This is a genomic window from Lacticaseibacillus suilingensis, from assembly GCF_016861845.1.
GTDB lineage: Bacteria > Bacillota > Bacilli > Lactobacillales > Lactobacillaceae > Lacticaseibacillus > Lacticaseibacillus suilingensis.
Genome location: NZ_BOLV01000011.1, coordinates 33,440 through 47,367 on the forward strand (window position 1 = coordinate 33,440; position 13,928 = coordinate 47,367).

The 13,928-nt window shown below is 54.9% G+C and carries 14 protein-coding genes; 13 read left to right on the plus strand and 1 reads right to left on the minus strand.

Translation table 11 applies throughout. The features are described from left to right. Positions 1–97: 97 nt before the first annotated feature. The 8 genes from JUF11_RS07820 (at position 98) to JUF11_RS07850 (ending at position 8,134) form a co-directional block, all read left to right on the plus strand. Positions 98–463, plus strand: a complete 366-nt coding sequence (locus JUF11_RS07820; RefSeq protein WP_204119106.1) for a DUF1827 family protein — start codon at positions 98–100, stop codon at positions 461–463. Positions 464–592: 129 nt separating this feature from the next. Then, entirely contained in the window at positions 593–3,160 is a 2,568-nt protein-coding gene (gene mutS, locus JUF11_RS07825) for a DNA mismatch repair protein MutS (RefSeq protein WP_204119107.1), read from the plus strand. 4 nt (positions 3,161–3,164) lie between these two features. Beyond that, the gene (gene mutL, locus JUF11_RS07830; RefSeq protein ID WP_204119108.1) at positions 3,165–5,081 is read left to right on the plus strand and encodes a DNA mismatch repair endonuclease MutL; all 1,917 of its coding nucleotides are present in this window, start codon (positions 3,165–3,167) and stop codon (positions 5,079–5,081) included. Then, the gene (locus tag JUF11_RS07835; RefSeq protein WP_204119109.1) at positions 5,078–5,632 is read left to right on the plus strand and encodes a Maf family protein; all 555 of its coding nucleotides are present in this window, start codon (positions 5,078–5,080) and stop codon (positions 5,630–5,632) included. The genes mutL and JUF11_RS07835 overlap by 4 nt, the downstream gene beginning before the upstream one ends. A gap of 142 nt (positions 5,633–5,774) precedes the next feature. Then, entirely contained in the window at positions 5,775–5,897 is a 123-nt protein-coding gene (locus JUF11_RS13300; RefSeq protein WP_268886763.1) for a hypothetical protein, read from the plus strand. Between the two features lie 149 nt (positions 5,898–6,046). Then, entirely contained in the window at positions 6,047–6,730 is a 684-nt protein-coding gene (locus JUF11_RS07840) for a WxL domain-containing protein (RefSeq protein ID WP_204119110.1), read from the plus strand. Between the two features lie 129 nt (positions 6,731–6,859). Further along, the gene (locus tag JUF11_RS07845; protein WP_204119111.1) at positions 6,860–7,828 is read left to right on the plus strand and encodes a WxLIP family cell surface protein; all 969 of its coding nucleotides are present in this window, start codon (positions 6,860–6,862) and stop codon (positions 7,826–7,828) included. Positions 7,829–7,831: 3 nt separating this feature from the next. Then, the gene (locus JUF11_RS07850) at positions 7,832–8,134 is read left to right on the plus strand and encodes an LPXTG cell wall anchor domain-containing protein (protein WP_204119112.1); all 303 of its coding nucleotides are present in this window, start codon (positions 7,832–7,834) and stop codon (positions 8,132–8,134) included. Positions 8,135–8,193: 59 nt separating this feature from the next. On the opposite strand, the gene JUF11_RS07855 is transcribed toward JUF11_RS07850, so the two are convergent. Further along, positions 8,194–8,790 carry a TVP38/TMEM64 family protein gene (locus JUF11_RS07855; RefSeq protein ID WP_204119113.1) on the minus strand — a complete coding sequence of 199 codons (597 nt, stop codon included), beginning with the start codon at positions 8,788–8,790 and terminating at the stop codon, positions 8,194–8,196. 196 nt (positions 8,791–8,986) lie between these two features. Here JUF11_RS07855 and ruvA point away from each other — a divergent pair, with 196 nt between their 5' ends. The 5 genes from ruvA (at position 8,987) to yajC (ending at position 13,790) form a co-directional block, all read left to right on the plus strand. Beyond that, the gene (ruvA, locus tag JUF11_RS07860) at positions 8,987–9,565 is read left to right on the plus strand and encodes a Holliday junction branch migration protein RuvA (RefSeq protein WP_204119114.1); all 579 of its coding nucleotides are present in this window, start codon (positions 8,987–8,989) and stop codon (positions 9,563–9,565) included. Positions 9,566–9,575: 10 nt separating this feature from the next. Then, complete coding sequence (gene ruvB / locus JUF11_RS07865) at positions 9,576–10,574, plus strand: Holliday junction branch migration DNA helicase RuvB (protein WP_204119115.1); 999 nt, start codon at positions 9,576–9,578, stop codon at positions 10,572–10,574. A gap of 17 nt (positions 10,575–10,591) precedes the next feature. Then, positions 10,592–11,626, plus strand: coding sequence for a tRNA preQ1(34) S-adenosylmethionine ribosyltransferase-isomerase QueA (gene queA, locus JUF11_RS07870; RefSeq protein ID WP_125579784.1), 1,035 nt, complete (start codon positions 10,592–10,594; stop codon positions 11,624–11,626). 544 nt (positions 11,627–12,170) lie between these two features. Beyond that, positions 12,171–13,313, plus strand: coding sequence for a tRNA guanosine(34) transglycosylase Tgt (gene tgt / locus JUF11_RS07875; RefSeq protein WP_125579781.1), 1,143 nt, complete (start codon positions 12,171–12,173; stop codon positions 13,311–13,313). Between the two features lie 66 nt (positions 13,314–13,379). Continuing rightward, on the plus strand, positions 13,380–13,790 hold the full coding sequence (gene yajC, locus JUF11_RS07880) for a preprotein translocase subunit YajC (RefSeq protein ID WP_204119116.1): 411 nt from the start codon (positions 13,380–13,382) through the stop codon (positions 13,788–13,790). Positions 13,791–13,928 lie beyond the last annotated feature (138 nt).

Sequence of the window (13,928 nt, forward strand, 5' to 3'; positions counted from 1 at the left end):
AATGAGCGAGTCATCGTTTTTTTGCTTGCGGTAGCGTCAGACATGCGCAGGCAGGGGTCAGCGTGGTAAAATAAAACGGGAAAAGGAGCTGATTCGTATGAAATTAATTGAAAATCCGATTCGTCTGAACTTTAGTTTGCACAAGTCTTTGCCTTACACCATGCGGTATCTGTACGGTAAGAGCAATGTGAAAACGTTCCGGCTCTATACGCTCGGCTCCGTGCATGTGTACTCGATTGAAGCGTTCGATAAGCTGGATATTGTGATGACGCATGAGCATCGCAACATTAAGCAAACCGAGGTGGATTTCGTCTTGAGCAAACTGTTGCCCAATGACGATCCGCAAGCGCTCAAAATCAGCCACTCGGCCAAAGCCGAAATCGAAGGCGACTTGCATAAAAAAATCCGCGTGAAAGACCTGGTCATCATTGAAAAGCCGTTAACCTCGGCTGATGCCAGCTAACTTTCGACCAGTCGCGGCGCCAAGCTCCCCAGCGGAACTTGGCGTTTTTTGGTGGGCTGAGGCACTGCCCGCAAGCGCTGAAGTTAGTGTTAAAATAATAGGTAACGATTTGGAGTGAGGGAGTAAACCATGGCCAAGCAAACCAGTACGACGCCGATGATGCAGCAGTATCAGGCCGTCAAAGATCAATATCCTGATGCGTTTTTGTTTTATCGCATTGGCGACTTTTATGAATTGTTCAACGATGACGCCATCAAGGGCTCGCAAATTCTGGAGCTGACCTTGACCGCTCGCAGCAAAAATGCCGAAAATCCCATTCCCATGTGTGGGGTGCCGCATCACGCTGCCCAAAGCTACATCGACATTCTCGTTGACCGCGGCTATAAGGTCGCCATTTGTGAACAAATGGAAGACCCCAAAAAAGCCGTGGGCATGGTCAAGCGCGAAGTCATTCAACTGGTCACGCCTGGCACCAAGATGGACGTCAAAATCGGCGAGGCCAAGTCCAACAACTACCTCGCTGCGGTGGTGCCAGAAGAGGGTCGCTATGGCATGGCCTATGCTGACTTATCAACAGGCGAATTCAAGGTGACGGTGCTGAGCAATCGCTTCACCTTGCAAAATGAGCTGGCAGCGTTAGGCACCCGCGAAATTGTCGTGCCGAATGAACTCAGTGCCGAAGACGAGAAGCTGCTGGGCCAAGGCGAGCGCCTGCTGTCGAAGGCCGACGCCGTGGTCTCCGCGGAAGCCAGCTATGTCAGCCAGGACTTGACTGACCAACTCGCGGTGCAGGTGGTGTCGATGCTGATGCAGTATCTGCTCACCACGCAAAAACGTAGCCTGGCACATATCCAAAAGGCCGTTTACTATGAACCAGCGGCTTATTTGGAAATGGACCAGGACGCCCGCACCAACCTGGACATCATCAAAAACAGTCGCACGGGCCGCAAAGGCGACACCTTGCTGGCCGTGCTGGATAAAACCAAAACCGCGATGGGCGGCCGCTTGCTAAAGCAATGGCTGGATCGGCCGCTGCTAGACTTAAACGCCATTTTAGCCCGGCAAAACCAGGTTCAAGACTTGCTGGATCATTATTTTGAACGCAGCGAGCTGCAAGAACGCCTGACCAAAGTGTACGATTTGGAGCGCCTCGCGGGCCGGGTGGCATTTGGGACAGTCAATGGCCGGGACTTGATTCAGCTGCAAACCTCTCTCGACCAAGTGCCAACGGTGCAAGCCGTGCTGCAAAAACTTGACGATGGCAGCTTTACCGCACTGCTGAAAGCCATCGATCCAGTGGCGGATGTCGCGGGGCTGATTCGGCGCGCCATTGAACCGGAACCGCCGATTTCGGTCACCGATGGCGGCGTGATCATGCGCGGCTATGATGCCAAGCTGGATGAATATCGCGATGCTATGGCCAATTCCAAGCAGTGGATTGCGGACCTGGAGGCGTCTGAACGCCAAGCTACCGGCATTCACAACCTGCGGATTCGCTACAACAAAGTGTTTGGTTACTACATCGAAGTCACCAACAGTCAGCTCGACAAGGTGCCAGAAGACCGCTACGAGCGTAAGCAAACCCTGACCAACGCTGAGCGGTTTACCACGCCGGAGCTGAAGGCCAAGGAAAGCACAATTTTGGAGGCGGAAGAACGCGCCACCGGCCTGGAATACGATTTGTTCCAGACCATTCGCGGTCAGGTCAAAGACCAAATCGCGCGCCTGCAGAAACTGGCAGCGCAGATTGCGGCGCTGGATGTGCTGCAGAGTTTCGCCGTGGTGGCTGAAAACGACCATTACGTCCGGCCCGCCATGCACGCCGGTAGTCACGACCTGGCCATTCATGGCGGCCGTCATCCGGTGGTGGAGCAGGTGCTGGGGGAAGCCAAGTACATCCCCAACGATGTCGTGATGGACAAGGACACGGATATCCTGCTGATTACTGGGCCAAACATGTCCGGGAAAAGCACCTACATGCGCCAGCTAGCGTTAACCGTCATCATGGCCCAGGCCGGGTCGTTTGTGCCGGCCGATGACGCCAGCATGCCGATTTTTGATCAGATTTACACCCGCATCGGCGCTGCCGACGACTTGGCTAATGGCCAAAGTACCTTCATGGTCGAAATGCTGGAAGCCAACGCGGCGCTGAGTCATGCCACTGCCAGCTCGCTGATTTTGTTCGATGAAATCGGCCGCGGCACCGCCACCTATGACGGCATGGCGCTGGCCCAGGCCATCATCGAGTACCTGCATGATCATGTCCACGCCAAGACGTTGTTCTCGACCCATTATCACGAGCTCACCGCCTTGGCGGACGACCTTCCAAAGCTGGCGAATGTCCATGTCGGGGCCGTGGAAGAAAACGGCACGCTGGTCTTTTTGCACAAAATGATGCCAGGCCCGGCGGATAAGTCTTACGGGATTCACGTCGCTAAGTTGGCCGGGCTACCAAGCAGCCTACTGAACCGCGCGGATACCATTTTGACCAAACTCGAAGACAACAGCCAAGAACCAGCCCCGGCCGCCGCGGCCCCGGCAGAAGACGCCCAGCTGAGCTTGTTTGCGCCAGAGCCGCCGAAGCCGAAAGACAGCCCAGTGCTCAAGAAGCTGGCTAAGTTTGACCTGATGGCGGCAACGCCGATGGAGGCCATGAATTTGTTGTACGATCTGCAAAAGCAGCTAAAGAAGAAGTGAGATTATGCCTAAAATTCATCAGCTCTCAGAAACCCTGAGCAACCAAATCGCCGCTGGGGAAGTGATCGAACGTCCGGCTTCAGTGGTCAAAGAATTAGTGGAAAATAGTATCGACGCCAAGGCCACCCAGGTCGATGTCGTGGTGCAAGATGCTGGTCTGAAACTGATTCAAATCATCGACAACGGCATCGGCATCGAGGCCGAAGATGTGCCGACGGCGTTCTTGCGCCATGCTACGTCAAAAATCCTAACCACCCGCGACTTGTTCAATGTCCACACCTTGGGTTTTCGTGGTGAAGCGCTGGCGTCGATTGCCGCCGTCGCCGATGTTACCTTGGCCACGGCGACTGAAGCCGGGCTGGGGACGATTGCCCATATCCAAGGCGGCAAGCTGATCGACCAGCACTCGGAAGGCCTGCGCCAAGGCACTCAGATTAGCGTGAAGAATCTGTTTTACAACACACCGGCGCGCCTGAAGTATGTCCAGTCGCAAAGCACCGAGCTGAACCATATTCTGGACATCGTGAACCGGCTGGCGCTGGCGCACCCGGAAATCGCCTTTACCTTGAAAAACGGTAATAACCTCGTGATGAAAACCGCCGGCCATGGCGATTTGCAGCAAACCATCGCCGGTATTTATTCGGTTGGCGTGGCCAAAAGTATGCTCGATTTCAGCGGCAGTGATTTGGATTTCAAAGTCACCGGCTACACGAGCTTACCTGACACCACCCGGGCCTCGCGCAATTACATCAGCCTGATGGTCAATGGCCGTTACATCAAAAACTTCCAGCTCATCAAGGCTTTTATCGCCGGCTATGGCTCCAAACTGATGGTCGGGCGCTACCCACTGGCAGTGATCAACATTGAACTCGATCCGCTGCTGGTCGATGTCAATGTCCATCCCACGAAACAGGAAGTGCGCCTCAGCAAGGAAGACCAGCTGAGCAACCTGCTGACGACGACCATTCGTGAGCGGCTCGGCCGGGAGAACCTCATTCCCGATGCCTTGCACAACTTGCGGCAACACAAGCCAGTGGACATGGACCAGCTGACCATTGCCTTGAACCAAGTCACCAATCCGCAGCCGGCCGCGCCGGATATGGTGCATGAAGACCCAGCACCGCTGCCAGAACAACCAAGTTCTACGCCTGAGACTGGCGCTTCTACTGGCCTCGCCATCGACGAATTGGATGCCCGGCCGATTTTCGATGAACCTGACCGCTTGGCCGCTTGGGATGAGAAATACAAGCAAGCGCCCCAACCGACAGTGGTACCGGATTTGACTCGGGATGACAAGCCAAAGGAACGCTTCCCTAGCGAACTGCGCTATCTTGGCCAAGTTCATGGCACTTACCTGCTGGCAGAAGCGCCAGATGGCTTGTACATGCTGGATCAGCACGCTGCCCAAGAGCGGGTTAATTATGAGCGCTTGCGCCGGGAAATCGGCGAAGTCAGTAGCGATGAACAGGCGCTGCTGGTGCCGATTACCTTGGACTATCCGGCTAGCGATGCCGTGACTATTCGCGCCCGCCGCGAGGTGCTGGCTGGCGTCGGCATTGAACTGGAAGACTTTGGTCAAAACACCTTCGTCCTGCGTCAGCATCCGACCTGGTTCAAAAAGGGTGAGGAGGAACAAACGGTTCGTGCCATCATCGACTGGGTGCTGAATGAAGGCCATGTCACGGTGGCGGCGTTTCGGGAACAAACCGCCATCATGATGAGCTGTAAACAAGCCATCAAGGCGAACCATCACCTGGATGCCCCGCAAGCTGAGGCCTTGCTCAAGCACCTGGCTGAATGCGAAAATCCCTTCAACTGTCCACATGGCCGGCCGACACTGGTGCATTTTTCCAACACGGATTTGGAAAAGATGTTCAAGCGCATTCAGGACAGCCACACCAGCTTCGGAGGCGCAAAATGATTATCTTAGCCAGCAACTCACCGCGCCGGCAAGAACTGCTCAAGCGCGTGGTGCCTGACTTTACCGTGATGCCGGCCGCCGTTGATGAACGAGCCTTGCCCATCCTGCCGCCGCGTGCTTATGTGCAGCGGCTGGCGGCAGCCAAATGTGGCGCCGTGGCGCGCGAGCATCCTGGAGCCACAGTGATTGCCGCCGATACCATGGTGGCTTTCAACGGTGAACTGCTCGGCAAGCCTCAGACGGCCGAGGCGGCGACAGCAATGCTCACCGCACTTGGGGGGCAGACGCACCAAGTCCACACTGGCCTGTGCGTTTATTGGCCAGACAAAACTATGCGGCAAACAGTGGTGACCACCGAAGTGACCTTCTGGCCGTTAACGGCCACGGAGATTGCGGATTACGTGGCGACCGGCGAGCCCTTGGATAAGGCTGGTGGCTATGGCATTCAGGGTCAAGGCAGTTTGTTGGTCAAAGCCATTGCTGGTGATTTTTATAATGTGGTGGGTCTACCCATCAGCACACTAGCGCGGGTGCTGGCCGCCAAACAATAAGTCGAGTCATCGGCTTATTTTTTTTGGCTTAAAGTGCCTTGGTGCGGCATTTGCGTAATTAATAGTCAGCGGCAAAATTGGCGCGAAATGATTGTTAATGGCATGAGCAAATAACTGGCGCGTTTTGGCATTTGGTGGCAAGATGACCGGTACTCAAAGCAATGGCGAGCTGTGCCAGCGCGTTGAGCGGTGTCTGGCCAAGGCGTTGTGCCGACTGCCAACTAAGGAGGTGGTGCTAACGGCTGGGGTCGTGGCCCGCAAATGACACCGGATAAGGCTGGACCCGCCGCGGCCAGCGACTGTTGATCTTGGGTAAGTTAGTGCGTGTTGGTCGCCTGCAATGAGGGTAGTGTAAGGCCCGGAAGGCGACCGTTTGTAAGAGACACAGTCAGTAATTTCAAGGGGGACTTTGGGATGAAAAAAGCAACATGGTTATTTAGCAGTGTAATTGCGGCATTATTGACGACTGGAGCACCGGCTGTGGTGTCAGCAGAAAGTGGACCAGGTACTAGCGATAGCAATCTATCAACTGGAACTACAGACGGTTTCACCTTAGCAACAGATACAGAAGTAGCAACTGCTGAGAGTGTTGCCGAGGTGAATATTCAACCTGGCAACCTTTTTCTGAAAGCGGTGCCGAACCTGAATTTCGGAGAGAAAGAAGTGAAGGGTTTAATTACAAATGGGCTAGATTTCTCATTGACAAAGGGTACTATTCAAACCGGAGCGGCCGCGTACGACGGCAATTCTTCTAATTCAATTGAAGTCGACGATTTTCGGGGCACAAATGCAGGTTGGACCTTAAACGCTAAAATCAGTGGCTTTACGAAACTAGGAGACAATAGCGCAAGCCTTTCTGCGACTGAATTTACCCTCACAGGAGCAGTAAAGACCGACACATTGGATGAAAATTTGACCGGAAGCAACATTGCGACCGGTGAAACCTCTATCCTTACTGCGGCCGAGGGCAAAGGTTCAGGTATTGTTCAATCCACACTTGAAGACGCGAAACTATCATTTGCAAAGACTCCTAATGCAGTTGCTGGTACCTACCAGGCAACTGTGACATGGACACTTAGTGCAGTGCCAGGAGCTTAAGGATTTAACATTGCTCAATTGCTTCGGGCAGCTTTCAAAGCATTTATCTGCTCATGTCAGTAAATCTCTTGACAAGAGTGGGGTCTGGCCCAAGTTAGTCCCAGTTTTGCGGTGAGAGGGGGTGCGGTTATGAAACGATGGTGGTGGCTTATCCTCCTGCTAGGACTGTTCTGGCCAGGTCAACCAGTGGCCGCGGAAGGGGCAGGCTTCACAGTGACACCAGACCTTCCGGCGAACCAAATCGGTGGCGATACTGGTTGGTTCAACTTGCTGGTGAAGCCGGGCGAAACCCAAACCTTGACGGTGACAGTGGCCAATCAATCGGATCAGGATAAACAACTGAAGCTGGAGCTGACCAATGCCTTCACGCAAGACAATGGGCAGGTGGGCTATGCGCCAAATCAGAAAAAGGCCGCTTCTGCCAAGTTGCAACTGACGGCCATTGGCTCGAAACCTATTTCGCTGATTTTGGCCGCGCATCAGGGCCGGAAGGTGACTTTTCAGGTGAAACCACCAGCGGAGGGCTTCTCAGGACAAATCCTAGGCGCGGTGTATGTTCGCGATGAAACGCCACCGGCAGAAGCTTCTGGCAGTGGCTTTGCAGTTACCAACGCCTTCGCAATGGTGGTGGCGGTTCAGCTGCAGACTAGCGAAAAGCTGGTGCCGCCAGCCGTGCAGTTGGATGCCGTGAAGGCCACCACTGAGCACATTCAAGCGACCCTCCAAAACACTGCACCGCGGCTGTTTGGCAAGCTGACGTTGCAGGCAAAAGTGTTGCCGGTTGGTCAGAAGACGGCCGTTTACACCCAAAAGAACACGGATTACGCCATGGCGCCCACCTCAGCCTTCAACTACCAACTCACCCCGACCAAAACTTTGGCCGCAGGCGAGTATCAGCTGGTGATCGACGCCAGCGCTGGCAACTACAAGTGGCATTTGACGAAGAACTTCACGTTGAAGCAGGTCATCGCCGCGGCCCCAGCACCAGCGCCGAAAGTTAATCCGCCGGTCTGGTGGCCATGGGCCGTTGCGCTCGTCGCCGTGCTGCTGCTCGGCATCGGGCTCGGTTGGTGGCGTGGCCGCAAACAGCGGGGGTGACCTATGAAAAAAGTGGGATGGCTTTTAATCGCTGGGCTGAGCTTCAGCTTTTACACCGCGCAGCCGGTGCGAGCTGATCAGATGCGCAGCACGGCGAGCTTCACCCTTGTTGCGTCGCCGCCAACTTGGCCAACGCCGGGGGCACCGACGGAACAGCCGCCAAAGCGGCCTTCGCCTGGTCCGCTACCGGCTACTGGGGAAACGCAGCACGCGCTGGTGGTGTGGCTGGGCGTTGGCTTGCTGGCGGCGCTTGGCCTGAACCAGCGCCGGGTTAACCGGCGGCGCGGGCTGAGACAGATAGGGTAAACAACAAAGAGGCAGTGCTCGCATGAATGCAAGCACTGCCTCTTTCAGTTTGGCTTCAGTTACCCGAACAAGCGCAGGAGCCAATGCGCGCCGAAAATCAACGCCCAGCTGTAAGCCGCAATCGTAATGGGTTTGCCCAGAATGATGATCCAAGAAAACATCCGGGTTTTCATATGGGTCAGGCCGGCAATCAGGCAAAGCACGTCGTCTGGCGCGATTGGCGCGATGATGGCGACGGCGAAGAACATGTCGAACTTCTGCTGGTTCTTGGCGTAGGCCATGTATTTTTCAAAGACTTTTTCCGGCACGATATGGAGAATGAAGGGCTTGCCGTAACGGCGCGCCAGGAAGAAGTTGATGAAAGAGCCGATACAGATACCGATGTAGTTATATAAAAAGCCTTGCCAGGGGCCAAACAGGAGCACCCCGGCCGCGGTACTGACGCCGCCAGGAATGATGGGGATGACGACTTGAACGATTTGAATGGCGATGAAAATCAATGGCCCAACAAAACCAGTGCCGTTGAGGTAATTCTGGAGGTTGCTGAGGTTTTTAAAGACCCCGATGCGATACCAGTAGATCGTCACGGCAATGATTGCCAGGAGACTCAACAAGGCGGTAATGTTGATCAGCCGGCGTGAGGTCGTTTCGCTCAAAAGCGTCACCTTCTTTCGAGGATAATTTTATCAGCTTGAAGCAGTGCTGCCTAGCATTGCGTGCGAACAGTTTCGTCACTTGGCGCTTGGGCTTAAGTCGTAGAACGCCGGTAAAACAGCCTTGGCGTGCATGGGCGAAAGCCGGCTTTTATGGTAAACTGGGTTGCAAACATATGTACTGAAAAGAGAGGGCACTATGTACGAATACTTGAATGGCACCGTCGCTGATGTCGCGCCAGGCTATGTGGTGCTGGATGTGCAAGGCGTGGGCTACCGCCTGCTGATGGGCAACCCTTATGCTTACACGATTGGCCAGCAAGCCAAAATCTATGTGCAGCACATCATCCGCGACAACGACCAGGCCTTGTATGGGTTTGAAAACCAAGCGGCCAAGCAAACCTTCAACCAGCTGCTGACGGTGACCGGGATTGGGCCGAAGTCCGCACTGGCGATTTTGGCCAATGCCGACACCACCGGCCTGGCCCAAGCTGTGGCCAGCGGCGACGTGGGCTTTTTGACGAAGTTCCCTGGTATTGGCAAAAAAACCGCGCAGCAGATTATTTTGGATTTGAAAGGTAAGCTGCACCTGACCCCAGAAGCCGATCCGACGCCGGCAACGGCAAACGTCGACCCCGCCTTAGCGGATGCCATGGCCGCCTTGGTGGCCCTGGGTTACCCAGACAAAGCGGTGGCAAAGTTAGAAAAGCCGTTAACTGCCAGTGGGGCGACGACGACGGATGAGTATTTGCGCCGCGGGTTACAATTATTGAGCTAGGAGGATTGTTGTGGCAGACGAGCGAATCGTATCAAAAGACGCTGAGCCGGATGACGACGCTATTGAGCGGAGTCTGCGGCCGCATCAGTTAGCCGACTACATCGGCCAAACTGCGGTGAAGTCGCAGCTCACCGTCTACATTCAAGCGGCGTTGAAGCGCGAAGAAGCCATGGACCATGTGCTCCTTTATGGCCCGCCTGGCTTAGGGAAAACTACGCTGGCTTTGGTGATTGCCAACGAACTTGGCGTGCACATTCGCACCACCTCTGGCCCGGCGATTGAAAAGCCGGGCGATTTGGTGGCGATGCTGAATGAACTGCAACCAGGCGATGTCCTGTTCGTGGATGAAATTCACCGCTTACCGAAAATCGTTGAAGAAATGCTGTACTCGGCGATGGAAGACTTTTACATCGATATCGTGGTAGGGGAAGGCCCAACCGCGCACCCGGTGCATTTTCCCTTGCCGCCGTTTACGCTGATCGGCGCCACGACCAGAGCCGGAATGCTGTCGGCGCCGCTGCGTGACCGCTTCGGCATCACGGAACACATGCAGTACTACAACGAAGATGAGCTGAAGCATATCGTGCTGCGCTCGGCTTCGATTTTCAATATGGCGGTGCCAGACAGTGCCGCACTGGAAGTGGCCCGACGCTCACGGGGCACTCCGCGGATTGCCAACCGCTTGTTGCGGCGCATTCGCGATTTTGCCGATGTGGCGGACTCCGACTTGGATGTCGCTTTGGTGGATCACGCTTTGGCCCAACTGCAAGTGGATGACCGCGGTCTGGATGCCATCGACCGCAAGTTGCTGGGCATGATGATTCGCGACTATGATGGCGGGCCAGTGGGGCTGAACACCATCGCCGCGAACATCGGCGAGGAAACCGCGACCATCGAAGAAATGTATGAACCCTATCTCCTGCAAATCGGTTTTCTCAAGCGCACGCCGCGCGGCCGCATGGTGACGCCGGCGGGTTATGACCATTTGCACATTCCCTTTACCCATTAAATGATTGGAAGGATAACATGCTCACTACTGAAGACTTTGACTATGATTTGCCTCATGAACTGATTGCCCAGACGCCGCTGAAGGAACGTGACGCCAGCCGCTTGCTGGTGTTGAACGCGGAAACTGGTGCGTATGAGGATAAGCATTTTTACGACATTCTGGATTACCTGAACCCCGGCGACGCAGTGGTGATGAACGATACCCGGGTGATGCCAGCGCGGTTGTATGGTGTGAAAAAAGACACCGGTGCCCACATGGAAGTGCTGCTGCTGCACAACACAGAAGGCGACCAATGGGAAACCTTGATGAAGCCAGCCAAAAAAGCCCCAGTTGGCACTGAAATCGACTTTGGGGATGGCTTGTTGAAGGCAACCGTGAAGGAAGAACTGGATCACGGCGGTCGCATTATTGAGTTCCACTACGACGGCATTTTCATGGAGATTCTGGATCAGCTTGGCGAAACCCCGCTGCCGCCGTACATCAAAGCTAAGCTCGATGACCCGGAGATGTACCAAACCGTTTACGCCAAGGAAATGGGTTCGGCGGCCGCCCCAACCGCTGGCCTCCACTGGACCCCAGAACTATTGCAAAAGGTCAAAGACAAAGGCGTGAAGCTCGTTTATCTGACGCTCCATGTCGGCCTGGGCACCTTCCGGCCGGTGTCTGTGGACAACATTGAAGACCACAAGATGCACAGCGAATTCTACCGCTTCTCTCAAGAAGCCGCGGACACGCTCAACGAAGTCAAAGCCAATGGCGGCCGTATCATCGCCACCGGCACCACCTCGATTCGCACCTTGGAAACGATCGGCACCAAGTTCGACGGTCAGATCAAACCTGACTCCGGCTGGACCGACATCTTCATCAAGCCTGGCTACCAGTGGCGCTTGGTCGATGCCTTCATCACCAACTTCCACCTGCCAAAGTCCACGTTGGTCATGCTCGTCGCCGCCTTCACCGGTCGCGAAAACATCCTGAACGCCTATCACCACGCGATTGAAGAAAAGTACCGCTTCTTCAGCTTTGGCGACGCCATGTATATTCACAAGTAAAAGGCTGCGGAAGGTGGCCGTTTTTAGCCCGACAAATAGCCTAGCTCTGAGCCTTATCGGCGAACTTTGCCGATGAGACTCAGAGCGTAGCTATTTGCTCGGGCGTTGGCCGCCTGGAGCGCAACTACACAAGGCTGCGGAAGGTGCCCGCTTTTAGCCGGATGATTAGCCTAGCCAGATGGTTTGCCACCGATTTTTGGTGGCGGGCCAGCTGGCGTAGCTGCTGCCGCATGTCAGCCTGTACGCGCTATGCGCTACAGGCTGATCAACCCACTCCGGCGCTGGCCACCTGGAGCGCAACTAGAGTAGGCTCCGGCTTCCGTGCTGTCCCACGCAAAAAGGCCCGGTTCACACCGAGCCTCACCACGTGGTCCGCGGCGGGAATCCGCAACCAACTACGAAAACGAACAACCCAAGATTTTCTTTTAACGCATCGCTGCGTGGAACATCCATCGTAAATTTCGATCACGAGAAAAGCGGATTCCCTAGCTTGAGGATAGCACGCGGCACGACTTTGTTGCAACGAAACGACCTAGGAGGCATTATGGCACCTGCAATTTCATACCGCTTGATTCACCAAGACAAACACTCCGGCGCGCGCCTGGGTGAGTTGATCACCCCGCATGGGACGTTCCCGACCCCAATGTTTATGCCAGTGGGCACGCAGGCCACAGTCAAAACGCTGGCGCCTGAGGAACTGGAAACGATGGGGGCAGGGGTCATTTTGGCCAACACCTATCATCTCTGGGTGCGCCCTGGTGAGGAAATCGTCCAAGAAGCCGGCGGCCTGCACCAGTTCATGAACTGGCACAAGGGAATCTTGACTGATTCCGGCGGCTTTCAGGTGTTCTCATTGGCCAAAAACCGCGACATCACCGAAGAGGGGGTGCATTTTAAGAACCACATCAGTGGGGCCAAAATGTTCCTGTCGCCGGAAAAAGCGATTGGCATTGAAAATGCCCTTGGCCCGGATATCATGATGAGCCTGGATGAGTGCCCGCCGTTTTTTGAAAGCTATGATTACGTCAAAAAAAGTGTTGCGCGCACCAGTCGTTGGGCCGAGCGCGGCCTGAAGGCGCACCAGAATCCGGCAACGCAGGGGCTGTTTGGTATTGTGCAAGGGGCAGGGTTCAAAGATCTGCGCCAACAAAGTGCCAAAGACCTGGTTAGCTTGGACTTCCCAGGTTATTCCATTGGCGGCTTGTCAGTTGGGGAGTCGAAAGAGGAAATGAACCACGTCCTTGACTTCACCACGCCGCTGCTGCCGGAAACTAAGCCGCGCTACTTGATGGGCGTGGGCTCACCAGATGCCTTAATCGATGGGGTGCTGCGCGGCATCGATATGTTCGACTGCGTGCTGCCCACTCGCATCGGTCGCAAAGGTACCGTGATGACGTCGCATGGCCGCTTGGTGGTGAAAAACGCCAAGTACGCCCATGACTTCACGCCGCTGGATGATCAATGCGATTGCTACGCTTGCCGCAATTATACCCGGGCGTACATCCGCCATTTGCTGAAGGCGGATGAAACCTTTGGTGAACGGTTGGCCAGTTATCACAACGTCTACTTCCTGCTCCATCTGATGAAGCAGGTGCGAGAAGCTATCGCGAAGGATGAGCTGAACGAATTCCGCCAAGCCTTCTTTGAGGAATACGGCTACTTCAAGCCTGACGCCAAGAACTTCTAGTCTAGCGATTGCGGTGATTCTTTGGTACAGTGTTACTGAACAAATAAGAAAACGAGGTAATTCATTTTGAGTAGTGGATTTTCAATGATCATCTTACTGGTGCTGATGTTCGGGGTCATGTACTTCGGCATGATGCGCCCACAGAAGAAGCAGCAACAACAACGCATGGAAATGCTGAAGGGCCTGAAGAAAGGCGACAAAATCGTCACCATCGGCGGCTTGCATGGGGTGATTGATTCTATCGATCGCGCCGGCAACACCGTTGATTTGGATCTGGACGGTGTTTTCCTGACCTTCAGCCTGTCCGCCATTCGCACAGTGACGCCAGCGGCTGCCCCAGTTGAGGACAAGCCCTATAGCGAACCAAGCAGCGACGATGTTACCAGCAACGACGCTAGCGATAACGCTGATAGCGAAGCAGCCAGCGAGGACACACCGGCTGACAGCGACAAGCAGGACGATAGCGAAGCCAAATAAGCACCAGCTTCGAGCTTCCAGTTGAGCGGCCACCTCTCACTGGGAGCTTTTTTCGTGGGCTGAATTAAATTGTTCATCGGGTAACATGAACTCACCGGGCTAATTGACAGTTTGACGGTCATCGCGCCAGTAGCGGGG